This is a genomic window from Klebsiella sp. MPUS7, from assembly GCF_009905335.1.
Lineage (GTDB): Bacteria > Pseudomonadota > Gammaproteobacteria > Enterobacterales > Enterobacteriaceae > Klebsiella > Klebsiella grimontii.
This window is the reverse complement of sequence record NZ_CP047604.1, coordinates 3,310,128-3,334,554: the sequence shown is the minus strand read 5'-3', so window position 1 is coordinate 3,334,554 and position 24,427 is coordinate 3,310,128. Positions and strand designations below refer to the sequence as shown.

The window sequence follows — 24,427 nt, the reverse complement described above, 5'->3', positions numbered from 1 at the left end:
AAGTGCACGCTTCATTGTTAATATTTTGTTAGAATTGACGTGAAAAGTTGTCCTTTCACAGCGAGAAGCAAGTCAATGTCGAATAAACCCTCTTCGGACGAGCTCAAAAAAAATTTGAGCGAGATGCAGTTTTACGTGACGCAGAATCACGGTACTGAGCCGCCGTTCACCGGGCGGTTGCTGCACAACAAACGCGATGGCGTCTACCACTGCCTGGTGTGCGATGCCGCGCTGTTTCACTCGCAAACCAAGTATGATTCCGGCTGCGGCTGGCCGAGCTTTTATGAGCCCGTCAGCGATGACGCAATTCGCTACCTTAATGATTACTCCCACGGTATGCAGCGCACGGAAATTCGCTGCGGAAACTGCGATGCTCACCTTGGGCACGTATTCCCGGATGGCCCTCAGCCCACCGGAGAACGTTTTTGCGTTAATTCGGCCTCGTTAAGCTTCACCAATGACGAAAACGGTGAGCAAATTAAGGGTTGAAAAAACGATTCAGCAAATTATTCCAAACGGGGATATCGGAAGATGGAAATCGATCGGATTATTGACGGTATGACGCCGGAAGTTTATCAGCGCCTGGCCACGGCGGTGGAGTTGGGTAAATGGCCGGACGGCGTGGCGTTGACTGACGAACAGAAAGAGAACTGCCTGCAGCTGGTGATGCTTTGGCAGGCGCGCTACAACGTTGACGCGCAGCATATGACCATCGATACCAACGGGCAGATGGTGATGAAAAGTAAACAGCAGCTGAAAGTTGACTTCGGCATTACGCCGCAGCCTATCGCGACCTTTAAATCCTGAGCCTGAAAAGGCCTGCGTCAGCCCGGCCAGGTGTGCGCCGGGCTTTGATGCGTCACAGCGTTATTTCTTGTTCATCATCGCCTTAAGATCGGCGAAGGGGTTATATTTCGCTTCGCCGACGCTTTTCTGCGCATCTTCGCCGGCGACCACCGTCGAGCCGTACAGATCGGCTTCGGTGTATTTTGAGTGCTCATGATCGTGACAGTACAGGCACAGCATCTCCCAGTTGCTACCATCTTCCGGGTTATTGGAGTGGTCGTGATCGATATGGTGCACCGTCAGCTCACGCAGGTTTGAATAGACAAACTCACGCGAGCAGCGTCCGCAGACCCAGGGGAAGAGCTTCAGCGCTTTTTCGCGGTAACCGACTTCCAGACGGGCGTAGTTTTTCGGGATATAAGCCATAATACCCATGCCTTCTGTTGCAAATGAAAAGCTGCGCCTGAGCTGGCGCAGCGGAATGCAGTTATCATAACCTATTGTGCATGCGCTGACACCGCGCAGTTCAGCGTTTGATCCCTAATGACTCGGCCAGCTGTTTCGCCAACTGGTTCTGGTCATCCGCGCCGTACTCCCAGAACATCGCGCCTGCCAGACCCTTGCTCTTGATATAGTCAGCCTTGATGGCCACCGAGCGCGGGTTCTCATAGGAAAGCGCAAAGAGGGCTTGACCGTCGGCGGACTGCACCGATAGCCACGGCACCTTCGCTTCATCATCCCAATGCTGAGTAAAGCGCTTCTGCGGATCGTTGATTAACTTCGCCACGATATCGTTATATTTCACATAGGTGTCTTTGGTCAGATCGACGCCCAGAGATTCGAACAGCTCAATCTGTTGAGCCGCAAAGTAGGGACGGGTGGCCGGGTTTTTCTGCGCGTCCGGCTGGCTCCAGTCAATACCCGGTTCGACGGCGCGTTTTGGTATCCGGCCATAGAAACCAATCCCCAGGTTCATCTGGCTCGGCTTTAGACCGGCGGCAAGGTAGTTGTTCACCACAAAGTCCGCGCTGTACTTATCTGCTTCAGCGACCGTCGGCCAGCGGGTTGAATCATACAGGTTGGAATTGAAGTACTGGGTGCCGTAGGCCAGGTCATAGGTCATCAGGTTGATGTAGTCGAGCGATGGCGCTATCGCTTTGACGTCAACCCAGCTTTTTGGGCTCTCCGCGTTTGCGCCTACGGCGATGGTCACCAGTTTTTTGTTCCCTACCGCCGCGCGCAGCTCTTTCAGCAGGGCGGTAAAATTATCGCGATCGGCCGGTTGGCTGGCGACCAGCCCCCACGCGCCGTTGACCGGATACTCCCAGTCGAGGTCGATGCCATCGAGGCCATATTTTTCAATAATCGCCAGCGCCGACTGGATAAACACCGCCCGGGTCTCTTTCGTCGCCGCTGCGCCGGAGAATCCGCGCGCCCCCCAGCCGCCGACGGAAAGCAACACTTTCAGGCTTGGGTTCTGCTGGCGCAAGCTGGGGATTTTCTGCAAATCCGCCTGTACTTTCGGCGACAGCCAAATCTGATGCAGCTTGCTCGGGTCTTTCAGGGCCGCGTTGGTTTCGTCTTTCTCGTCGTTATAGACCAGACCAAACGAGTAGTTGAGATGGGTGATCTGGCGTACGTCCAGTTTATCAATATCGCCGCCGGGACCGGCAGTGACGTCGCCGCCGCCGTTAAAGTAGCCGACGGACATCAGCGTGTTAGCGGAAACAACGCTCGCGCAGAGCAGGGGTAAAGCTGCCAGCAAAGGCAAAATTTTCATAGCAAATCCTCTTTGACTTAAAAGTGACTCGAAAAGCAAACACGCCACGTAAATGGCGTGGCGAAAAAACAGCTCGTGCAGGCTAGCATCTTCCGACGCGCAAAAATGCGAAGCGGTTCACGGCTGCATTAGCGAAGCGGTCGCGTGACCACGCCATGTCTTCACTTCAATCACCTCCCTCGAAGAATGTTGCCGTATTTGTGATCTGAGTTGTGAAATACAGATCAATATCTGTGTTTTAAAGATTTGTTATTGACCTCAAAGATTTTGTGGTTAAGTATTGCCTCCACTGAAGCAAAACCATTAAACAAAGGAAGACGCAATGAAAGCACTGGCAAGATTTGGTAAGGCCTTTGGCGGCTATAAGATGATTGACGTACCGGAACCGGTGTGCGGCCCGGATGACGTGGTGATTGAAATCAAAGCCGCCGCCATCTGCGGCGCGGATATGAAACACTACAATGTCGACAGCGGTTCCGATCAATTTAACTCCATACGCGGCCATGAATTTGCCGGTGCCATTGTTCGGGTGGGTGACAAAGTCAAGGACTGGAAAGTCGGCCAGCGGGTAGTCTCGGATAATAGCGGGCACGTCTGCGGCGTTTGTCCGGCCTGCGAACAGGGCGATTTTCTGTGTTGTGCAGAAAAAGTGAATTTGGGTCTGGACAACAATACCTGGGGCGGCGGATTTTCAAAATACTGCCTGGTGCCGGGAGAGATCCTCAAAATCCATCGTCATGCGCTGTGGGAGATTCCGCCGGGCGTTGATTACGAAGACGCGGCGGTGCTGGATCCTATCTGTAATGCCTATAAGTCGCTCGCTCAACAATCCAAATTTCTTCCCGGTCAGGACGTCGTGGTTTTCGGTACCGGTCCACTTGGGCTCTTTTCCGTACAGATGGCGCGCATTATGGGGGCCGTGAATATCGTCATGGTCGGGCTGGAAGAGGATGTCGCGGTACGTTTCCCTATTGCCAAAGCGCTCGGCGCAACGGCGGTAGTCAACGCTTCTACTGAGGATGTGGTCGCCCGCTGCCAGGCGATTTGCGGCAAAGATAATCTGGGGCTGGTTATCGAATGTTCTGGCGCCAATATCGCCCTCAAACAATCCATCGAAATGCTGCGTCCCAACGGTGAAGTGGTGCGCGTGGGCATGGGATTCCAACCGCTGGACTTCTCCATCAACGATATCACCGCGTGGAACAAAAGCATCATCGGGCATATGGCCTATGACTCCACTTCCTGGCGTAACGCCATTCGCCTGCTTGCCAGCGGCGCGATCAAAGTCAAACCGATGATCACGCACCGCATTGGCCTGTCGCAATGGCGCGAAGGGTTTGACGCCATGGTCGATAAAACCGCGATCAAAGTCATCATGACTTACGACTTTGATGAATAACCCCTTTATGAAAGGAACGTTATCCGATGGAACAGATAGCAAAACCGCACTGCGGCGCCAGGCTGGATCGCCTGCCTGACTGCCGCTGGCACTCGGCAATGTTTGCCATGGTCGCTTTCGGGTTACTGGTCTGCTGGAGCAATGCCGTTGGCGGGTTAATTCTCGCGCAGTTGAAGGTGCTCGGCTGGACCGATAATTCGACCACCGCCACGTTCTCCGCCATTACTACGGCGGGTATGTTTCTTGGCGCGCTCGGCGGCGGCATCATCGGCGATAAAATTGGGCGTAAAAACGCCTTCATTCTGTATGAAGCGATTCATATCGTTGCTATGGTCGTCGGGGCATTTTCCCCGAACATGACCTTCCTTATCGCCAGTCGTTTTGTCATGGGGGTCGGATTAGGCGCGCTGCTGGTCACCTTATTCGCCGGTTTTACCGAATATATGCCCGGCAGAAATCGCGGCACCTGGTCCAGCCGGGTCTCGTTTATCGGCAATTGGTCCTATCCGCTCTGTTCGCTGATCGCGATGGGATTAACACCGTTAATTAGTGCGGAATGGAACTGGCGCGTTCAACTGCTGATCCCCGCCGTGCTGTCGCTGATAGCCACCGTGATTGCCTGGCGCAGTTTCCCTGAATCGCCCCGCTGGCTGGAGTCTCGTGGACGCTATGAGGAAGCCGAAGAGGTGATGCGGGCCATTGAAGAGAGGGTCGTGCTGCAAACCGGTAAGCCATTGCCGCCAGTGGTAATAGAAGATGATGGTAAAGCGCCGCGCGCCGTGCCCTATTCAGCGTTATTAACGGGTGTATTACTGAAGCGGGTAATTTTAGGCTCCTTCGTGCTGATAGCCATGAATGTCGTCCAGTACACCTTAATTAACTGGCTGCCGACGATATTTATGACCCAGGGAATTAATCTGAAAGACTCGATTGTTTTAAATACCATGAGTATGTTCGGCGCGCCGTTCGGGATTTTTATCGCCATGCTGGTGATGGATAAAATTCCCAGAAAGACGATGGGCGTAGGCCTGTTAGTGTTAATTGCCGTACTGGGATATATCTATTCGCTGCAAACCAGCATGCTGCTGATTACCTTAATTGGCTTCTTCCTGATTACGTTTGTCTATATGTACGTGTGCTATGCCTCAGCGGTATATGTGCCGGAAATATGGCCGACCGAAGCGAAGCTTCGCGGTTCAGGCCTGGCGAACGCTGTGGGGCGCATCAGCGGCATCGCGGCGCCTTATGCGGTGGCGGTACTGCTTAACGGTTACGGCGTGACTGGGGTATTTGTGCTGCTGGGGGCCGTCTCCATTATTGTTGCGGTCGCTATTGCCACAATCGGAATTGAAACTAAAGGCGTCTCTGTCGAAAGCCTCGGTATTGATGCCGTTACCAGCAAATAATATTGACGGGAAATAATATGAAGAATGTAAAAGCGATATTAAAAACGCCGGGCACGATGAAAATTATTGCCGCCGATATCCCGGTGCCGAAAGAGCATGAAGTGCTGATAAAAATTGAATACGTCGGTATTTGCGGCTCAGACGTCCACGGTTTTGAATCGGGCCCCTTTATTCCGCCGAAAGATCCCAATCAGGAAATTGGTCTGGGGCACGAATGCGCCGGTACGGTAGTGGCGGTGGGCAACCGCGTGAGCAAATTTAAACCCGGCGACCGGGTGAATATTGAGCCCGGCGTGCCGTGCGGCCACTGCCGCTACTGCCTGGAGGGAAAATACAATATCTGTCCTGACGTTGATTTCATGGCCACGCAGCCAAATTATCGCGGCGCGTTAACCCACTATCTGTGCCATCCGGAGAGCTTCACCTATAAGCTGCCCGACAATATGGACACGATGGAAGGCGCGCTGGTGGAGCCTGCGGCGGTCGGCATGCATGCCGCGATGCTGGCGGACGTCAAGCCGGGCAAGAAAATCGTCATTCTTGGCGCAGGCTGTATTGGTTTAATGACCCTGCAGGCATGCCTTTGCCTGGGGGCAACCAACATTGCTGTGGTGGATGTGCTGGAAAAACGCCTTGCCATGGCCGGGAAGCTTGGCGCCAACGTCGTTATCAACGGCGCGAAAGAGGACACCGTCGCGCGCTGCCAGCAGTTCTCCGGTGATATGGGGGCCGATATCGTATTCGAAACCGCCGGTTCGGCTGTCACCGTTAAGCAGGCTCCGTATCTGGTCATGCGCGGAGGGAAAATCATGATCGTCGGTACGGTTCCCGGGGATTCAGCGATCAATTTCCTCAAGATTAACCGTGAAGTGTCGATTCAGACCGTTTTCCGCTATGCCAACCGCTATCCGGTCACCATTGAAGCTATTTCCTCCGGGCGTTTCGATGTGAAGTCGATGGTGACGCATATTTACGATTTTGAGGATGTTCAGCGCGCGTTTGACGAATCCGTTAATAACAAACGTGAAATCATTAAAGGCGTTATTAAAGTTAACCATTAATTTATTGCAAAGGGAGAAACAACCATGCTGGCAGATATTAAATATTGGGAAAATGATGCCCGGAATAAACATTATGCGATTGCCCACTTTAACGTGTGGAATGCGGAAATGTTAATGGGGGTGATTGATGCGGCGGAAGAGGCTAAGTCGCCGGTGATTATCTCTTTCGGTACCGGATTTGTGGGCAATACCTCGTTTGAAGATTTTTCGCATATGATGGTTTCGATGGCGAAAAAGGCATCGGTACCGGTGATTGCTCACTGGGATCATGGCCGCAGCATGGAGATTATCCATAACGCCTGGGTCCACGGCATGAATTCGCTGATGCGCGACGCCTCGGCCTTTGACTTCGAAGAGAATATTTGCCTGACCAAAGAGGCGGTGGATTTCTTCCATCCGCTGGGTATTCCGGTTGAGGCGGAGTTGGGGCACGTGGGGAACGAAACGGTCTACGAAGAAGCGCTGGCCGACTATCACTATACCGATCCGGATCAGGCGGCGGAATTCGTCGAACGTACCGGCTGTGATTCGCTGGCGGTGGCGATTGGCAACCAGCATGGTGTCTATACCTCAGAACCGAAACTGAATTTTGACGTGGTTAAGCGCGTGCGCGAGGCGGTGGCCGTTCCGCTGGTGCTGCACGGCGCGTCCGGCATTAGCGATGCGGATATCAAGAAGGCCATTTCATTAGGCATTGCGAAAATCAATATCCACACCGAACTGTGCCAGGCGGCGATGGCGGCGGTCCAGGAGAACCAGAATCAGCCGTTCCTGCACGTTGAGCGTGAAGTCCGCAATGCGGTAAAAGCCCGCGCGCTGGAGAAAATCAAACTGTTTGGCTCTGACGGGAAAGCGGAATGACACTATGGATAATATCGAGGTTATTTGTCTGGGGGCGGCCATCGTGGATATTCCCCTGCAGCCGGTGAGTAAAAATATCTTTGATGTCGACTCTTATCCATTAGAACGCATTGCGATGACCACTGGGGGGGATGCAATTAATGAGGCGACGATTATTTCTCGCCTTGGACATCGGACGGCATTAATCAGTCGAGTAGGGAATGACGCGGCGGGTCATTTTATTCTCGACCACTGTCGTCGAGAGAAGATTGATATTCTGAGCCTGAAGCAGGATGCCAATATAGATACCTCCATCAACGTAGGTTTAGTGACCGCTGATGGCGAACGTACTTTCGTCACTAATCGCAACGGCAGCCTGTGGCAGCTGAATATTAACGATGTCGATTTTAAGCGCTTCTCACAGGCAAGACTGCTGTCGCTGGCGAGTATTTTTAATAGTCCGCTGCTCGACGGCAAAGCGTTAGTGGAGATTTTCTCTCAGGCGCAAGCGTACGGGCTGATGATTTGCGCCGATATGATTAAGCCGCGGCTTAACGAAACCCTGGAGGATATTCGTGAGGCGCTGGGCTATGTCGATTATCTGTTTCCCAATTTTGCCGAGGCAAAACTGCTCACCGGGAAAGAGACGCTGGATGAGATTGCCGATAGTTTCCTGAACTGCGGCGTGAAAACGGTCGTCATTAAGACCGGCAAGAGGGGCTGTTTTATTAAGCGGGCCGATATGAAGATGGCGGTTCCGGCGGTTTCAGGGATTACCGCCATCGATACCATCGGCGCCGGGGATAATTTTGCCGCGGGATTTATCTCCGCGCTGCTTGAAGGCAAGCCGCTGCGCGAATGCGCGCTGTTTGCAAACGCCACGGCGGCGATATCGGTCCTCAGCGTGGGCGCCACGACGGGCGTAAAAAACAGAAAGCTGGTTGAACAACTTCTTGATGAATACGAAGGGTAATAGCGACAGATGAAAATGATTCCTTTAGGCAGTACGGATATTAGGCTTTCCCGCATGGGATTAGGAACATGGGCCATCGGCGGCGGCCCGGCATGGAACGGTGATCTCGACCTGCGGATTTGCATCGACACCATTATTGAGGCGCATCGCTGCGGAATTAATCTGATTGATACCGCGCCGGGCTACAACTTCGGCAATAGCGAAGTGATTGTTGGTCAGGCGCTAAAGCAGCTGCCGCGCCGCGATATAGTGGTTGAGACCAAATGCGGCATCGTCTGGGAGCGGACGGGAAGCCTGTTTAATAAAGTGGGGGATCGCCAGCTGTATAAAAACCTGACGCCCGAGTCGATTCGCGAAGAGGTGGATGCCAGCCTGCAAAGGCTGGGTATCGACACCATTGATATCTATATGACCCACTGGCAGTCAGTCGAACCCTGCTTTACGCCAATTGCGGAGACCGTAGCGACGCTGAACGCGCTAAAGAAAGAGGGAAAGATCCGCGCTATCGGCGCAGCGAACGTCGATGCCGGACATATCAGGGAATATCTCAAACACGGCGAGCTGGATATCGTGCAGGCCAAATACAGCATCCTTGACCGGGCGCTGGAAGCCGAGCTGCTGCCGTTGTGCCAGCAGAACGGCATCGTGGTGCAGGTCTACTCGCCGCTCGAGCAGGGGCTGCTGTCCGGTACTATCACACGGGATTATGTTCCCGGCGGCGCGCGGGCCAACAAAGTCTGGTTCCAGCGGGAAAATATGCTGCGCGTGATTGATATGCTCGAGCAGTGGCAGCCGCTGTGCGAGAAATATCGCTGCGCCATCCCCGCCCTGGCGCTGGCGTGGATCCTAAAGCAAAGCGATTTAATCACCTTACTTAGCGGCGCTACGGCGCCCGAACAGGTGCGCGAGAATATCGACGCGCTGACCATCGCTCTGACGGATGATGATTCATTACTGATGAGACAAATGGCGCAAGCGCTGGAGACCCAATAAGCGCGGCGTGACTGACCTCTGTTTCTGTGTAAAAGAATATTGGAATCTGTGATTCGGACATGTTATTTTTAAAACAAACATGACCTGGCGGATACCAGGGGTTTATTATGACTTTGCAGGAAACAGAGGTGTTACCGTGGCGGCAAAAGACAGAATTCAGGCCATTAAGCAAATGGTGGCTAATGATAAGAAAGTAGCGGTTTCTAATTTAAGCGCAATTTTTCAGGTCACAGAGGAAACGATTCGCCGCGATCTGGAAAAGCTTGAAGATGAAGGTTTTTTGACTCGCACGTACGGCGGCGCAGTATTAAATACCAGCGCGTTGTCCGATAATGTTCATTTTTATAAACGCGCAAAGTCTCATTTTGAAGAGAAACAGGTCATTGCCCGTAACGCCTTGCCGTTTATTAAAAATAAGACCACTATGGCCGCTGATTCCAGCAGTACCGCGATGGAGTTATTAAAACTGCTGAAGGAAAGAAATGATCTCACGCTGCTGACCAATTCCGCGGAAGCCTTCCATGAACTGGCGCAGTCGGAAATAAACGTTGTTTCCACCGGCGGAGAGCTGAATAAAAATACGCTGTCGCTGCAGGGGCGGATCACCAAGGAAATTATCAGTCGTTATCATGTTGATATTATGGTGATGAGCTGCAAGGGTCTCGATATGCAAAGCGGGGCGCTGGACTCTAACGAAGCGGAAGCGGAAATCAAGAAAACCATGATCCGCCAGGCAACGGAAGTGGCGCTGCTGGTCGACCATTCAAAGTTCGATCGTAAAGCTTTCGTCCAGCTCGTGGATTTTAGTCATATTAATTACCTTATTACCAATAAGGCGCCGGGTGCACAGTGGATTGCATTCTGTAAAAAAAATAATATTCAACTCGTTTATTAACGTCACCGTTGGTCGTGTCGATATTGTTTTAGTTTGCACCTGGGCAATGCCATAAAAAATTAATGATGATGGATCGCGCGGCAAAATTAACTCTGCCGCGAACGCCATACTTAATAATTTTAGCTGAATTTGAGGCATCCAGATGGAACAATGTGACCCTATCGGCGCAAGATTAGATCGCTTACCCTTATCACGATTTCATTTTCGTATTTTCGGCATTATTAGTTTCAGCTTATTAATCACCGGTTTTCTCAGCTATTCCGGCAACATAGTATTGGCAAAATTAGTCAGTAACGGCTGGTCAAATAATTACCTCAATGCGACATTCACCTCAGCGCTGATGTTTGGCTACTTCATCGGATCGCTGACCGGCGGTTTTATGGGCGATTATCTTGGCCGTCGCAAAGCCTTTCGCGTGAATTTACTTATCGTTGGAATCTCTGCCTGTGCGGCGACATTTGTCCCCAACATGTACTGGCTTATCTTTTTCCGCTGTCTGATGGGCTGCGGAATGGGAGCGCTGATCATGGTGGGCTATGCCTCATTTACCGAATTTATTCCGCCCGCGGTGCGCGGAAAATGGTCCGCCCGGCTGTCGTTTGTCGGCAACTGGTCGCCCATGCTGTCGGCGGCCATCGGCGTCGTGGTGATCGCCTTTTTAAGCTGGCGGATGATGTTTCTGCTCGGCGGCGCGGCAATGCTGCTGGCATGGTATCTGTCGGGGAAATATTTTATTGAGTCGCCCCGCTGGCTCGCAGGCAAGGGGCAACGAAACGCCGCTGAAAAACATCTCCTGCAGGTGGAGTTGCAAATCGAGAAAGAGAAAAGCATCACCTTACCGCCCTGGCAGGGGGCTGGCCCGGCGGAGCCGTGCGCGGAGAGCGGTTCGTTCTGGCTACTTTTTAAAGGCCAGATGCTGCGGCGGACGCTGGTGGCGATCACGGTCCTTATCGCTATGAACATTTCGCTCTATACCATCACGGTGTGGATCCCAACGATTTTCGTCAACTCGGGGATCGACGTGACGAAATCTATCTTGATGACCGCGATTATTATGATTGGCGCGCCGGTGGGGATATTTATCGCCGCGCTGATTATCGATCGTTTTCCGCGCCGATTATTTGGCTCCTCACTGCTGATGATTATCGCACTGCTCGGTTACGTCTACTCTATTCAGACCGCGGAGTGGGCCATTCTAAGCTATGGTCTGGTGATGATCTTTTTCCTGTATATGTACGTCTGCTTTGCTTCCGCGGTGTATGTACCGGAGCTGTGGCCAACGCACCTCAGGCTACGCGGTTCGGGATTTGTTAACGCGATAGGAAGAATTGTCGCGGTTTTTACCCCTTACGGCGTCGCGCTCCTGCTGACGCGCTACGGTTCAATTAGCGTTTTTATCGTCCTGGGCGTCATGCTGGTACTTTGCGCGCTGATTCTGTTTTGCTTTGGCATCGAAACGCGCAAAGTTTCGCTGGAAGAGATTTCAAGCCTTGGGTGATACTTTTGCGGAGTCCCGGAGGCGATGCTGCGCGTCTGTCCAGGATACGAAACCGCGCGGACCTGTCGCCCGGGCAAGGCGTTTTATGCCGCCCAGGGAGGAAGACCGCACGGCGTCCTGTCGGCGGATTTTACACCTGGGTTTCTTCCCAGTCCGCCAACGTATACAGCGTTGCCCCCGCGGCGGCCATCTCCATAAACGCCAGATTGCTATCCTGCGGCTGAATATTCACCCCGCGGCAGCCGTCGGTAATCACGTTGACGGTATAGCCCAGATTGAGGGCGTCGAGCACGGTAAACTTGACGCAGTAGTCGGTGGCGAGCCCCAGCACCGTTAGCTCGTTAATGCCGCGCTCGCGCAGCCACGCATCGAGCCGCGTTTTCTGCCGGTGACCGTTATCGAAAAAGGCGCTGTAGCTGTCAATGGACGGATTTTCGCCTTTATGGAATACGGCGGCAATATCTTGCTGTTTGAGCAGCGGATGCAGCGCCGCGCCTTCGCTATTTTGCACGCAGTGATCCGGCCAGAACGTTTGCTTCAGGCCGTCAAGCTCGCCCTGGGTATAGGGCTCAACCTGATGCTGGCTGGCAAAGCTGCCGTGATTCGCCGGATGCCAGTCCTGGCTGGCAACCACCGTTTCGCCTCGTTGCAGGCTCCAGTCGATAAGCCGGTTGGCGACGTCCACCGTACTGTCGCCCTGCGGGACGGCAAGTGCGCCGCCGGCGCAAAAATCATTTTGTAAGTCGACCAGTAGCAGCGCGCGCTGGGTCATGTGCTTCTCCTTACTCATCGGGTGTCAGTTCGCCGCGCAGATTCTCCTGCATGGCGTGACGGATAGCCGCCACGTCCAGATCCTGGCTCAGCAAATAGTGTAGCTTGGTCAGCGTGGCTTCGACGGTCATGTCAAAACCGCTAATTACGCCAGCCTGCGCCAGCGCGTTACCGGTGGCGTAGCCGCCCATATTGACCTTGCCAGACATACACTGGGTCAAATTAACCACCACGATACCGCGCTGGCTGGCCTCGGTCAGGACCTGAATAAATTCGCCGTTCTGCGGCGCGTTGCCAACGCCATAGGAGCGCAGGATCAGCGCTTTGACCGGCTGGCGCAGGAAGTTGCGCACCACGTCGGCGGAAATGCCGGGATAAATCGTCACCACGCCAATCGGCTGCGGCGTAATGGGATGAACCACCAGTTCGCCGCTACCGTGCGGAGCGGGAGGCGTGCCGAGCCGGCGAATGTGGATGCCGGCTTCCAGCAGCGGCGCCAGGTTGGGCGAGGCGAAGGCGTTAAAGCCATCGGCATGGGCCTTCGTCGTGCGGTTGCCGCGGTAGAGGCGGTTATTGAAGAACAGCGACACTTCGTTAATCGGGTAGTTGGCGGCGACGTACAGCGCGTTGAGCAGGTTAATCTGGCCATCAGAGCGCAGCTCGGCGAGCGGAATTTGTGACCCTGTCACAATAACCGGTTTCCCCAGATTTTCCAGCATGAAGGAGAGCGCCGAGGCGGTAAACGCCATGGTATCCGTGCCGTGGAGGATCACGAAACCGTCGTACTGGTCATAATGATCGCGAATATCGTCGGCGATATGCTGCCAGTCTTCCGGCGTCATATCGGAAGAGTCCATTAACGGGGCGTATTCATGAATGGTGAAGTCCGGCATCTCTGGGCGGTGAAACTCGGGCATCAACGCCAGCTGGCGCTGTAAATGGCCGGAAACGGGGATATAGCCGTGTTCAGAACGCTGCATACCAATGGTGCCGCCGGTATAGGCAACGTAAATAGATTTCTTCTGCATAGCATCGCTTAGGTTAAACGTAGACAGGCGCAGTATAGAGGGGCGGAAGAAAAAATAAAGTAAATGCCGCCCCACGGGATGGGGCGGCAGAGGATTAACGAATATTGGCGCAGGTTAAGCAGAACGCGTAGCGGTTCTGCGGATCGTTGAATGCCGCCAGCTTATCGCTCTCGGTTTTCACCGCATTGGCCGCCGCGGCGACCGGTGCGGGCAGATACGCCTGTACCGCTGCCGGCAGCGCCGCGCGAACGGAACCCGTCAGGCTATCGACGACCATCGAGAAGAAAGTCGGCTCTTCCTGATAGTAGTTGATATGCCACTGTTTCAGCTTAGCCAGCTCGGCGGCTTTTGCCACCGCGTCGTCAAAGTCGCCAAGGCTGTCGACCAGGCCGTTCGCTTTCGCATCTTCACCGGTCCAGACGTGGCCCTGAGCGATTTGGTCGACTTTCTCCGGCGTGCTCTTACGCGCGTTCGCCACCAGGGTGATAAAGCGCTTGTAGCCGTTTTCGATGCTGAGCTGCATCAGCTGCTGCACTTCCGGCGGTAGTGCTTTGGTGGTGGAGACATCGGCCAGCGGCGAGGTGGCCACGCCGTCGGTATGGACGCCAATCGAGCCGAGGGTATTTTCGACGGTATTGATCACCCCAAAGATACCGATAGAGCCGGTAAGGGTGCTGGGGTTCGCGACGATATAATTCGCCGGGGTGGAGATCCAGTAACCGCCGGAGGCCGCCATGCCGCCCATCGATACCACAACCGGTTTTCCGGCCGCTTTCGCTGCCGCCAGCTCTTCGCGAATCATTTCTGAGGCGCTGACGCTGCCGCCCGGGCTGTTTACCCGCAGCACGATCGCTTTCACTTTCGGATCGAGGCGCGCGTCGCGGATCTGCGCGGCGGTGGTGTCGCCGCCGACGTTACCCGGCGTTTCTTCGCCATCCATAATCGCGCCGTTAGCAAAGATAACCGCAATCGCGGAACCCTGGTCGGCAGGCGTTTTGACGCTGTAATCGTAATAGCTGATCGCGCTGTAGTTGTTATCCGCTTTACTCCAGCCAAACTGCTTAGTCAGCGCTTTCTCGACCTCGGTGGAGGTGCCCAGCTCGTCAACCAGCTTGTTATCCAGCGCGTATTTAGCCGTGTCGCCATCGACTTTACGCAGCCCGTCAATCACGCCCTGAGCGCCGGGGAACAGCTGCTGTGCGGTGATCTGGCGGTTGGCGGCAATGGTGTTGAGGTAGTTTTGCCACAGCTCGCCGATCCAGCGGCTATCCGCTTCGCGCGCCGCCGGGGACATATCGTCGCGGATAAACGGTTCTACCGCTGACTTATAGGTGCCGACGCGGAACACATGGGTCGATACCTTGAGCTTGTCGAGCAGCGATTTATAGTACAGGCCGTTGGTCGCGAAGCCATGCAGGTCTACTTCGCCCTGCGGCGAAAGCCAGATCTTATTGGCGAAGCTGGCGAGATAGTACTGACCCTGGCTGTAGCTGCTGCCGATGGCATATACCGGCTTGCCGCTATCGCGGAATTCGCGCAGCGCTTTACCGATATACTGCATCGATGGCTGATCGCCGCCGGCAAAGTTCTTCAGATCCAGCACGATACCGGTGATATTGCGGTCGTCTTTCGCCTGGCGAATGGTCTGCACAATATCGAACAGCGAGTTTTCCTGTAGGCGATCGGAGCTGGCGCCAAACAGCTGGCGGCCAATTACGCCAAGCTTGCTGCTGGCCGAGGGTTTATCGACCACCACGCCGGTGATATCCAGCAGCAGCGCGCCGCGGGTACTGTGCTCTGTCGTTGTGCTGCTGAACTGGGCCCAGATGCCGACGCAGGCCAGCACCAGCACCAGGAAAACCACGTTCAGTGCGAGCTGGCGAATGAAATTGAGCACGCGCCATGTCCATTTAAAAAATCCGGCGAGCAGTCGCCAAAGAGTTCGCATGTATTCTCCCTAACCATAATCAAAAATGGGCGAGCCGCAGGGGCCGCCGCGTCTGGCTATCCTAATGAGAGTGCCGTCGGTTGTCAGCAGGAATCACCCGTTGGGCTGTAACAAAATCCTTGCTCATGTTAATTTTGTGAAAAATCACATCACAGGAGTTATACAGATGGATGCTCTCGAACTACTGGTTAATCGCCGCAGCGCTTCACGTCTGACCGACCCGGCGCCGGCGGGCGAACAGCTGGAAAACATCCTGCGCGCCGGCCTGCGCGCGCCGGACCACGGGACGCTACAGCCGTGGCGCTTCTTCATTATCGCTGATGAAGGGCGCGAGCGCTTCAGCCAACTGCTGGAAAAAGGCGCGGTGGCGGCAGGCGGAGATGAAAAAGCGATTGAAAAAGCCCGCAGCGCGCCGTTTCGCGCGCCGCTGATCATTGCGGTGGTGGCGCGCTGTGAAGAACATCCGAAAGTACCCAAATGGGAACAGGAGATGTCGGCAGGCTGCGCGGTGATGGCCATGCAGATGGCGGCCGTGGCGCAGGGGTATAACGGCATCTGGCGCAGCGGCGCGTTAACCGAAAGCCCGGTTGTACGCGAAGGGTTTGCCTGCCGCGAGCAGGATAAAATCGTGGGATTTCTCTATCTGGGGACCCCGCAGCTCAAAGCTTCAACAACGATCGCTTTGCCGGATACCGCGCCGTTCGTGACGCGCTTCTGAGTTCGTTCTTTATGCCGGACGGGCCCGGCTCATCGCCGCCTCGGGTTGTAGCCCGGCTAAGCGCGGCGCGAGCCGGCTGGAAGTAGTGCCAGCGTATCAGACTCGACGCCTTTCCCGGAGGCGGTGCTGGCGCGCCTGTCCGGGCTACCAAACCGCGGACGACGTTACTTCTGTCGTTTCGCGAATTCGTCTTTCGCTTTCTGCAGCTGCTGCTGGAAGGCCGGGTTGGTATGCAGCGTGGCGACGACCGCCGAACCGACGATACGCGCCGCGTCGACGTCGCTCTGCCAGTGATAGCCGCAGATCACCCGGCTTTCGCCCAGCTCAAAGCCGCGCTTAAGGATTTCGTTTTGCCGCTGGGGATTAATCTCAGCCAGCACCAGCGCGGTGGCCCAGCCGATAGAGGTGTGGCCGGAGGGGTAGGAGCCGTTTTTCGATAGCGTATCCTGTTCCTTGGTGTTACAGGTGGCGACGCCATAAAACGCAAAGGGGCGAATGCGCATGTATTTCTCCTTCGCTCCTCGCGTCGCCAGGTCGCCGGCATCTTCAATCATGTTGGTGAGCAGCTTGTGCAGCTCCGGCGCATCTTTGGCGGTAATAGGCGAGCCGAAGGCACCGGAGAAGGCGTTGGCGACGCCGCCGCCGCTCAGGTTTGCGTCTTCCGCCGCCAGTTTGCCGCGCTCGGTGCCGCGCAGCAGGCGTCCTTTCTCATACATTGCCTGATCGTTTAAAAACGCGATACTGCCCACCTCCGGCGGCGGCGGTAGCAGCGCGAGGCTGTCGATAGCCTGCGCATTGGTCAGATAGTAGAGATCGGGCTTGGTGGTGACGTCGTTACCGGCGGGAACCAGGGCGAAAGCGTTGATGGAGAAGAAACTGGCCAGGCAAACGGCGAGAACACGCTTTTTCATTAAAATTTCCTTACGTTGTTATATGTCCAGAGAAAACAGAATTTATGCTTGTCATATTTCTGTCATTTTTTAGTAAAGGGTAAAATCACGTTGAAAAAGCGGGCCCGCATCGCAAAATCGGTTTTTTGTCTGCTTAATGAGCAACCATACGCGATTTCGGACTGTCGCACTTACCACTCCGCCGTTTGGGCGCTACCATAGCGGGATTGCAATGACAGGAGATGTCCATGAGCGAGCAAACCATTCGTTTAACGCAATACAGCCACGGAGCCGGTTGCGGGTGTAAAATTTCCCCTAAAGTGCTGGAAACTATCCTGCAAAGCGACCAGGCCAAATTTATCGACCCAAATCTGCTGGTGGGCAACGAAACCAGCGATGATGCCGCCGTCTACGATCTCGGCAACGGTACGTCGATCGTCAGCACCACCGACTTTTTTATGCCGATCGTCGACAATCCGTTCGACTTTGGGCGCATCGCGGCGACCAACGCCATCAGCGATATTTTCGCCATGGGCGGTAAGCCGATTATGGCGATCGCTATTCTCGGCTGGCCCATCAATACCCTGGCGCCGGAAATTGCCCGTCAGGTGGTTGAGGGCGGTCGTTTTGCCTGCCAGCAGGCGGGGATCGCGCTGGCCGGGGGCCACTCGATTGATGCGCCTGAACCCATCTTCGGTCTTGCGGTGACCGGCGTGGTTCCGACCGAGCGGGTGAAGAAAAACAGCACCGCGCAGGCCGGCTGCAAGCTGTATCTCACTAAACCGCTGGGTATTGGCGTGCTGACCACCGCGGAGAAAAAGTCGCTGCTGAAGCCAGAGCACCAGGGGCTGGCGACGGAAACCATGTGCCAGATGAACCTCGTTGGCTCGGCATTTGCCCATATCGACGGCGTGAAGGCGATGACTGATGTGACCGGCTTCGGGCTGCTGGGCCATCTCAGCGAAGTGTGCCGCGGCGCGGGCGTACAGGCGCAGCTTACCTATGCAGATATCCCGAAACTGCCCGGCGTGGAAGCCTACATCGCGGCGGGCGCGGTGCCGGGCGGTACCGGGCGTAATTTCGCCAGCTACGGTCATCTGATGGGCGATATGCCGCCAGAGTGGCGCGATCTGCTGTGCGATCCGCAAACTTCCGGCGGTCTGCTGCTGGCGGTAGCGCCGGAGGCCGAGGCTGAGGTGCAGGCAGCCGCCGCTGAGTTTGGTATCACGCTTAGCGCTATCGGCGAGCTGGTAACCGCCCGCGGCGGACGCCCCATGATTGAGATCCGTTGATTTCATGCGGCTGTTTATTGCAGAAAAACCGAGTCTCGGCCGCGCCATCGCCGAGGTGCTGCCAAAACCGCATCGCAAAGGCGACGGCTATATTGAGTGCGGTAACGGGCAGGTGGTCACCTGGTGCATCGGTCACCTGCTGGAGCAGGCCCAGCCCGATGTCTATGATGCGCGCTATGCGCGCTGGAACCTGCTCGACCTGCCGATCGTGCCGGAAAAGTGGCAGCTCCAGCCTAAGCCATCGGTGACCAAACAGCTTAACGTGATTAAGCGTCTGCTCGGCGATGCGCAGGAAGTCATTCATGCCGGTGACCCGGACAGAGAGGGTCAACTGCTGGTGGATGAGGTACTTGACTATCTGCAGCTGGCGCCGGAAAAGCGTCAGCAGGTGCAGCGCTGTCTGATCAACGATCTTAACCCGCAGGCGGTGGAGCGGGCGATTAACCGCCTACGCGCCAACAGCGAATTTGTACCCCTGTGCGTCTCGGCGCTGGCCCGCGCCCGCGCCGACTGGTTGTACGGGATCAATATGACCCGCGCGTACACCATCCTTGGCCGTAACGCCGGTTATCAAGGGGTGCTATCGGTCGGACGCGTGCAAACGCCGGTGCTGGGGCTGGTGGTACGCCGCGATGAAGAGATTGAAAACTTCGTCGCTAAAGATTTCTTCGACGTAAAGGCGCATATCGTTACCCCCAAGGATGAACGTTTTGTCGCCACCTGGGTGCCCAGCGAGGCCTGTGAACCGTATCAGGATGAAGAGGGACGGCTGCTGCATCGCTCGCTTGCCGAGCACGTCGTCAAGCGCATTGAGGGCCAGCCGGCGACGGTCACCGCTTATAACGATAAGCGGGACTCTGAGCCAGCGCCGCTGCCGTTCTCCCTCTCGGCGCTGCAGATTGAAGCCGCGAAGCGCTTCGGCTTTAGCGCGCAGAACGTGCTGGATATCTGCCAGAAGCTGTATGAAACCCATAAACTGATTACCTATCCGCGTTCGGATAGCCGCTACCTGCCGGAAGAGCATTTTGCCGGGCGCCATGCGGTGCTGAACGCCATCAGCGTGCACGCGGCGGATCTGCTGCCGCAGCCGGTGGTGGATCCGGAGATCCGCAACCGCTGCTGGGACGATAAAAAGGTCGATGCCCACCACGCGATTATTCCGACCGCCCGCAGCTCGCAGGTGAAGCTCAGCGACAACGAAGAGAAGGTTTACGGCCTGATTGCCCGCCAGTATCTGATGCAGTTCTGCCCGGATGCGGTGTTCCGCAAATGTCAGATCGATCTCGACATCGCCAACGGCAAGTTCGTTGCCAAAGCGCGTTTTCTGGCGGAAGCGGGCTGGCGAACCCTGCTGGGCAATAAAGAGCGCGACGAAGAGAACGACGGCATGCCGCTGCCGGTGGTGGCAAAAGATGACGAGCTGCTGTGCGAAAAAGGCGAAGTGGTGGAGCGGCAGACCCAGCCGCCGCGTCACTTTACCGACGCCACGCTGCTGTCGGCGATGACCGGCATCGCCCGCTTTGTGCAGGATAAAGATCTGAAGAAGATCCTGCGCGCAACGGACGGCCTCGGTACGGAGGCGACCCGCGCCGGCATTATCGAACTGTTGTTCAAGCGCGGCTTCTTAACCAAGAAAGGGCGCTATATCCACTCAACCGACGCCGGGAAGGCGCTGTTCCATTCGCTGCCTGAAATGGCGACGCGCCCGGATATGACCGCCCACTGGGAGTCGATTCTGACGCAAATCAGCGAGAAGCAGTGCCGCTATCAGGACTTTATGCAGCCGCTGGTCGGTACCCTGTTCCAGCTTATCGACCAGGCCAGGAGCACGCCGGTACGCCGCTTCCGCGGAATTGTGGCGCCGGGCGACGGCAAGAAAAGCTTTAGTAAGGGGAAAGGCCGAGCCAAAGCGAAAGATAAAAAATCCGCCTCCGGCCCCGCGGCGGAAAGCCCGCAATAAAAAACCCCGGGAAACCGGGGTTTATCTCGATATCATCCGAACCTGCGCCGGGTTCGAAGAAATATCCGTCTTAAATCACGCCCTGCGCCAGCATCGCGTCGGCGACCTTCACGAAACCGGCGATGTTCGCGCCGCGTACGTAGTTGGTCTGCTTCGCTTCGCCGCCGTACTCAACGCAGGCGTGGTGGATATCCAGCATGATGTGGTGCAGACGAGCGTCCACTTTCTCCGCTTTCCAGCCCATGCGCGCGGCGTTCTGCGCCATTTCCAGGCCCGAGGTGGCTACGCCGCCGGCGTTCGCCGCTTTACCCGGCGCAAAAAGCACGCCCGCTTCGAGGAACAGATCGGTCGCTGCGATAGTGGTTGGCATATTGGCGCCTTCGGCGACGGCCTTCACGCCGTTGGCGATCAGCTGACGGGCAGCGTCGACGTCCAGCTCGTTTTGCGTGGCGCACGGCAGAGCGATATCCACCGGCACGGACCACGGCTGTTTGCCTTCAAGATAGGTCAGGCCGAACTCGCGCGCGTAATCCGCCACGCGGCCGTGGCTGCGCTCTTTAATGTCGATCAGGCGCGCCAGTTTTTCTTTGGTGAAGCCGGCTTCGTCAACCACGGTACCGTTTGAGTCGGAAGCCGTAATCACCCGCGCGCCGAGCTCCATAGCTTTTTCAATCGCGTACTGCGCCACGTTGCCCGAGCCGGACACCGCGACGCGAGCCCCTTCAAATCCTAAACCGTGGCGCTTAAGCATCGCTTCGGTGAAGTAAATCAGACCGTAACCGGTGGCTTCCGGACGAATCAGGCTGCCGCCGAAGGAGAGGCCTTTACCGGTGAATACGCAGGCGCTGTTGTTGGAGAGCTTACGCATCATCCCGGCCATAAAGCCCACTTCACGCCCGCCTACGCCGATATCACCGGCCGGCACGTCGGTATCCGGGCCGAGGTGGCGATACAGTTCGGTCATCAGCGCCTGGCAGAAACGCATCACTTCGCCATCGCTTTTGCCTTTAGGATCGAAGTCGCTGCCGCCTTTACCGCCGCCCATTGGCAGGGTGGTCAGAGCGTTTTTGAAGGTTTGTTCAAAACCGAGGAATTTCAGAATCGACAGGTTTACGGAGGGGTGGAAACGCATACCGCCCTTATAAGGGCCGATGGCGGAGTTGAACTGCACGCGCCAGGCGCGGTTAACCTGAACCTGATTGCGGTCATCAACCCAAACGACGCGGAACTGGATAGCACGCTCCGGTTCAACCAGACGTTCCAGCAAATTCATCTGACGATAGCGCGGATTTTCCTCAAGAAATGGCCACAGGGTGGTCATCACCTCGCGGACCGCCTGAGCAAATTCAGTTTGATTTGGATCGCGCTGTTGAACGCGGGCGAGAAAACCTTCCAGAGTGCACGTCTGATCCATAGATATAAGTTCCCCTTATGGTTGTGGTTGCGTCTATTTATTATGATTCGGCCCTTGAAAAAGCCGATTTTCCGACTATACCATCGGAAATCGTTAGTTAAGCAAGGAAAAATTGTTCAGAAAGCAAAATTTATAATCTGGCGGTGCTCATAATCAAAAGCGATGACTGCCGCCAGACAAAATTAGCGGGAAGGGAGAGCGGCGCGCCGGGCGATAAAGGCTTCGAGCAGGGGAATATCGGCTGGCGCAAGGTTGAAGGTAAACGCCTCCTGGGGTGAACACCAGCGCAGCTGGCTGTGGTAGCGGGCGATGGGTTCGCCGTGAAAATGTGGAACCCACCAGGCGTGAAGATGAATCAGGCGGGCGGACACTTCGCGCAGGTGGCTGGCGATGTAGCATTCCGGCCGGGCGTCGATCGCCAGCTCCTCCTGCAGCTCACGCGCCAGCGCCTGGGCCTGGGTTTCGCCAGGTTCGACTTTTCCGCCGGCAAACTCCCACATTCCCGGCTGATCCGCGTGGGGCGGCCGCTGCGCCAGCAGAATGTGCCCATCGCGTTCGATAATGGCGGCAACAACATCAAGGGTTTTTGGCATGTGAATCATCGTTCTGTACGGGATAATGGCCTATTATCACCGTCCTTGTCCCCATCAAACAACCCTGAATCCGCTGGAGAGACTTTGTGCTTGACCGTCATTTGCATCCTCGTCTAAAACCTGTCCTCAACGCCGCCGCCGCCCTGCTGGATCGTCCGGCTATTTCCCCCGACGGCCTGACGCTATTTGGCTTTGCGACTGGCGTGCTGGCGCTGCCGTTTTTAGCCCTGGGCTGGTATCAGGCGGCCCTGGCGGCGATTGTGCTCAATCGCCTGCTGGACGGCTTAGACGGCGCGCTGGCCCGGCGACGCGGATTGACCGATGCGGGCGGTTTTCTCGATATTTCGCTCGATTTTCTGTTTTACGCCCTGGTGCCGTTTGGTTTTATTCTAGCCGATCCGGCCCACAACGCGCTGGCGGGCGGTTGGCTGCTGTTCGCTTTTATCGGCACCGGCAGCAGCTTTCTTGCCTTTGCCGCGCTGGCGGCAAAGCATCAGATCGATAACCCGGGCTACGCCCACAAATCGTTTTATTACCTTGGCGGGCTGACGGAAGGGACGGAAACTATCGCGCTGTTTGTGCTGAGCTGTCTGTTCCCGGCGTGCTTTGCGTGGCTGGCGTGGATGTTTGGCGCGCTGTGCTGGCTGACGACCTTTACACGGGTGTGGAGCGGATACCTGACACTGAAGCAGGTCAGAGATTGATGAGCCGGTTTTTCCCGGCTCGCGCTGCGCTTAGCCGGGCTACGGGGTCACAGCCGTCTGCGGAACGCGGTAGCCCGCGCGCCGCCTCCGGGAAACGCGCCGGGCCTGATGCTTCCACGTAGCGCATGTTGCCAATTAGCGAATTACTTGCTGCTCTCCGGGCCGCGTTCGCCACGAGAGACCGGGTTTTTCGGGTTGCTGCTCCACTCGTACCAGCCGCCGTCGTAGACCGAGACGTTGTTCCAGCCCATCGCCCGGGCGTACATAAAGGTTTCTGAAGCGCGCCAGCCGGTACCGCAGTAGAAAGCGACCTGCTGGCTCGGCAGAATATTCCATGATTTCCACATCGTGGCGATATCATCTGCGCTGCGCATGGTGCCGTCCGGATTATGGAAATCTTCCATATGGGTGGCGTCGCTTCCGGCATGGCCCCAGCGGGCGCCGGCAATTTCCCCCATCGGCTTGATATAGCTGTAGCCGCTGGTGGTGCCGATAAACTCCGGCCAGGAACGAATGCTTACCAGCGAGGCGTCCTGACGGTGCAGCAGGGCGCGAGCCTGCTCGGTATTGAGCATCAGCTGCGGCTGGCCCGGGATCGCCGCGCCGAACTCCGGCTCGGGTTTTTGCTTCGGCGGCGTTCCGCGCTCGACCGGCAGTCCGGCGTCGGACCAGGTTTGCCAGCCGCCGTCGAGCAGGCGCACATCCTTCACTCCGGCGTAAAGCATGATCTGCGCCACGCGGGCGGCGGCATACACGTCGCGACCGTACAAAATCACCGTGGTATCGTGGCGAATACCGTGTTTTGCCAGCATCGCTTTAAGCTGCGCGTCGGAGACTTTATTCCACAGCGGCTCGCTCTCCACCTCGTTGGTATCGATATACCCGGCGCCCGGAATATGGCTCAGCAGATACAGCTTCGGCGCGCCCCAGGCGGCTTCAAACACTTTCCATTTCCCGGCAGGGGCGGCGGCCACCGCTTTACCTTGCTGAAGATCGTGCAACCACTGCGGATACACCAGCTGCTCAAAATGCGGCAGCTTCTGCAGGCGCTCCGCCTGGCTCAGGGCATCGCCAAGCGAGCTGAGATGAGTGAAACCTGCGGCCTTAAGGCGCGCCGCGACTTTCGCGTTGTCGTCGGCGTCGCCGTACAGCGCAATCGGCGTTGAGGCCTGCAGATTGTGCAGCTTAGCCCAGGCGCCCAGCTGTTCGTCGGTCATCGCGCCAAGCCAGCCGGCGGCGAGGTTGAGCGCCTGCGGTTCATGGCCCTGAGGGCCGTTGGCGCCTTGCGGCCAACCGTTATAGAAAGCGCTAAGACGCGTATCAATGGCGACGCCGTTGTGCTGTTGCAGCGTGGAGAGCGTTAGCGTCGGCATGGCGTCAGCGGCGGAGGTGGCAGCGGCAGCAAGCCCCATCAGCAGGGCGAGTGCGGTCAGTTGAGAAACACGTTTCATCGAAATGCCCGGCAGTAGAAAATTGAG

23 protein-coding genes are annotated in these 24,427 nt (G+C 56.2%); 14 read left to right on the top strand and 9 right to left on the bottom strand.

Going from position 1 to position 24,427, the window contains the following annotated elements:
• Positions 1 to 75 precede the first annotated feature (75 nt).
• Together msrB and GUC22_RS15530 are read left to right on the top strand one after the other, a co-directional pair.
• Entirely contained in the window at positions 76 to 489 is a 414-nt protein-coding gene (msrB, locus tag GUC22_RS15535) for a peptide-methionine (R)-S-oxide reductase MsrB (protein WP_004121465.1), read from the top strand.
• A 42-nt stretch (positions 490 to 531) separates the two neighbouring features.
• Positions 532 to 807: a YeaC family protein gene (locus tag GUC22_RS15530; protein WP_004138292.1), complete on the top strand. Its 276-nt coding sequence runs from the start codon at positions 532 to 534 to the stop codon at positions 805 to 807.
• 60 nt (positions 808 to 867) lie between these two features.
• Here the strand turns inward: GUC22_RS15530 and yajD are convergent, their stop codons facing one another.
• Both yajD and GUC22_RS15520 read right to left on the bottom strand, forming a co-directional pair.
• Positions 868 to 1,212 carry an HNH nuclease YajD gene (gene yajD / locus GUC22_RS15525; RefSeq protein WP_004138290.1) on the bottom strand — a complete coding sequence of 115 codons (345 nt, stop codon included), beginning with the start codon at positions 1,210 to 1,212 and terminating at the stop codon, positions 868 to 870.
• A 100-nt stretch (positions 1,213 to 1,312) separates the two neighbouring features.
• Entirely contained in the window at positions 1,313 to 2,566 is a 1,254-nt protein-coding gene (locus tag GUC22_RS15520; protein WP_024359463.1) for a glycoside hydrolase family 18 protein, read from the bottom strand.
• A 322-nt stretch (positions 2,567 to 2,888) separates the two neighbouring features.
• Between GUC22_RS15520 and GUC22_RS15515 the strand changes: the two genes are divergently transcribed.
• The 8 genes from GUC22_RS15515 (at position 2,889) to GUC22_RS15480 (ending at position 11,631) form a co-directional block, all read left to right on the top strand.
• Positions 2,889 to 3,965, top strand: coding sequence for a zinc-binding dehydrogenase (locus GUC22_RS15515; RefSeq protein WP_024359462.1), 1,077 nt, complete (start codon positions 2,889 to 2,891; stop codon positions 3,963 to 3,965).
• Positions 3,966 to 3,991: 26 nt separating this feature from the next.
• Entirely contained in the window at positions 3,992 to 5,371 is a 1,380-nt protein-coding gene (locus GUC22_RS15510) for an MFS transporter (protein ID WP_004138283.1), read from the top strand.
• A gap of 17 nt (positions 5,372 to 5,388) precedes the next feature.
• Positions 5,389 to 6,432, top strand: coding sequence for an NAD(P)-dependent alcohol dehydrogenase (locus GUC22_RS15505; RefSeq protein ID WP_024359461.1), 1,044 nt, complete (start codon positions 5,389 to 5,391; stop codon positions 6,430 to 6,432).
• 24 nt (positions 6,433 to 6,456) lie between these two features.
• Entirely contained in the window at positions 6,457 to 7,293 is an 837-nt protein-coding gene (locus GUC22_RS15500) for a ketose-bisphosphate aldolase (RefSeq protein ID WP_101868093.1), read from the top strand.
• Between the two features lie 4 nt (positions 7,294 to 7,297).
• Positions 7,298 to 8,245 (top strand): carbohydrate kinase family protein, encoded by a 948-nt coding sequence (locus GUC22_RS15495; RefSeq protein WP_049099750.1) that lies wholly within the window; start codon positions 7,298 to 7,300, stop codon positions 8,243 to 8,245.
• A 9-nt stretch (positions 8,246 to 8,254) separates the two neighbouring features.
• Positions 8,255 to 9,238: an aldo/keto reductase gene (locus GUC22_RS15490; protein ID WP_004138276.1), complete on the top strand. Its 984-nt coding sequence runs from the start codon at positions 8,255 to 8,257 to the stop codon at positions 9,236 to 9,238.
• A gap of 136 nt (positions 9,239 to 9,374) precedes the next feature.
• Positions 9,375 to 10,133, top strand: a complete 759-nt coding sequence (locus GUC22_RS15485) for a DeoR/GlpR family DNA-binding transcription regulator (protein WP_160183618.1) — start codon at positions 9,375 to 9,377, stop codon at positions 10,131 to 10,133.
• Between the two features lie 142 nt (positions 10,134 to 10,275).
• Entirely contained in the window at positions 10,276 to 11,631 is a 1,356-nt protein-coding gene (locus tag GUC22_RS15480; protein ID WP_131930785.1) for an MFS transporter, read from the top strand.
• A gap of 130 nt (positions 11,632 to 11,761) precedes the next feature.
• Here the strand turns inward: GUC22_RS15480 and pncA are convergent, their stop codons facing one another.
• The 3 genes from pncA to sppA all read right to left on the bottom strand — a co-directional run bounded on the left by pncA (position 11,762) and on the right by sppA (position 15,378).
• Positions 11,762 to 12,403 (bottom strand): bifunctional nicotinamidase/pyrazinamidase, encoded by a 642-nt coding sequence (gene pncA / locus GUC22_RS15475; RefSeq protein ID WP_004138271.1) that lies wholly within the window; start codon positions 12,401 to 12,403, stop codon positions 11,762 to 11,764.
• A 10-nt stretch (positions 12,404 to 12,413) separates the two neighbouring features.
• Positions 12,414 to 13,430, bottom strand: coding sequence for an asparaginase (gene ansA, locus GUC22_RS15470; RefSeq protein WP_004138269.1), 1,017 nt, complete (start codon positions 13,428 to 13,430; stop codon positions 12,414 to 12,416).
• Positions 13,431 to 13,524: 94 nt separating this feature from the next.
• A complete protein-coding gene (gene sppA, locus GUC22_RS15465; protein ID WP_064371693.1) occupies positions 13,525 to 15,378 on the bottom strand; it encodes a signal peptide peptidase SppA in 1,854 nt (617 codons plus the stop codon).
• Positions 15,379 to 15,544: 166 nt separating this feature from the next.
• Between sppA and GUC22_RS15460 the strand changes: the two genes are divergently transcribed.
• Positions 15,545 to 16,096 carry an NAD(P)H nitroreductase gene (locus GUC22_RS15460; protein ID WP_049087343.1) on the top strand — a complete coding sequence of 184 codons (552 nt, stop codon included), beginning with the start codon at positions 15,545 to 15,547 and terminating at the stop codon, positions 16,094 to 16,096.
• A gap of 164 nt (positions 16,097 to 16,260) precedes the next feature.
• On the opposite strand, the gene phoC is transcribed toward GUC22_RS15460, so the two are convergent.
• Positions 16,261 to 17,007: an acid phosphatase PhoC gene (phoC, locus tag GUC22_RS15455; protein ID WP_004138262.1), complete on the bottom strand. Its 747-nt coding sequence runs from the start codon at positions 17,005 to 17,007 to the stop codon at positions 16,261 to 16,263.
• Positions 17,008 to 17,234: 227 nt separating this feature from the next.
• On the opposite strand from phoC, the gene selD reads away from it, so the two are divergent.
• Entirely contained in the window at positions 17,235 to 18,278 is a 1,044-nt protein-coding gene (gene selD, locus GUC22_RS15450) for a selenide, water dikinase SelD (protein ID WP_024359457.1), read from the top strand.
• Between the two features lie 4 nt (positions 18,279 to 18,282).
• Positions 18,283 to 20,238, top strand: a complete 1,956-nt coding sequence (locus GUC22_RS15445) for a DNA topoisomerase III (RefSeq protein ID WP_004121401.1) — start codon at positions 18,283 to 18,285, stop codon at positions 20,236 to 20,238.
• Positions 20,239 to 20,308: 70 nt separating this feature from the next.
• On the opposite strand, the gene gdhA is transcribed toward GUC22_RS15445, so the two are convergent.
• Positions 20,309 to 21,652 carry an NADP-specific glutamate dehydrogenase gene (gene gdhA, locus GUC22_RS15440; RefSeq protein ID WP_004138255.1) on the bottom strand — a complete coding sequence of 448 codons (1,344 nt, stop codon included), beginning with the start codon at positions 21,650 to 21,652 and terminating at the stop codon, positions 20,309 to 20,311.
• Positions 21,653 to 21,834: 182 nt separating this feature from the next.
• The gene (locus tag GUC22_RS15435) at positions 21,835 to 22,245 is read right to left on the bottom strand and encodes a pyrimidine (deoxy)nucleoside triphosphate diphosphatase (protein ID WP_024359456.1); all 411 of its coding nucleotides are present in this window, start codon (positions 22,243 to 22,245) and stop codon (positions 21,835 to 21,837) included.
• Positions 22,246 to 22,331: 86 nt separating this feature from the next.
• Here GUC22_RS15435 and GUC22_RS15430 point away from each other — a divergent pair, with 86 nt between their 5' ends.
• Positions 22,332 to 22,949 (top strand): CDP-alcohol phosphatidyltransferase family protein, encoded by a 618-nt coding sequence (locus GUC22_RS15430; protein ID WP_160183617.1) that lies wholly within the window; start codon positions 22,332 to 22,334, stop codon positions 22,947 to 22,949.
• Between the two features lie 143 nt (positions 22,950 to 23,092).
• Here GUC22_RS15430 and GUC22_RS15425 read toward each other — a convergent pair whose 3' ends face one another.
• The gene (locus GUC22_RS15425; RefSeq protein ID WP_160183616.1) at positions 23,093 to 24,400 is read right to left on the bottom strand and encodes a sulfurtransferase; all 1,308 of its coding nucleotides are present in this window, start codon (positions 24,398 to 24,400) and stop codon (positions 23,093 to 23,095) included.
• Positions 24,401 to 24,427 lie beyond the last annotated feature (27 nt).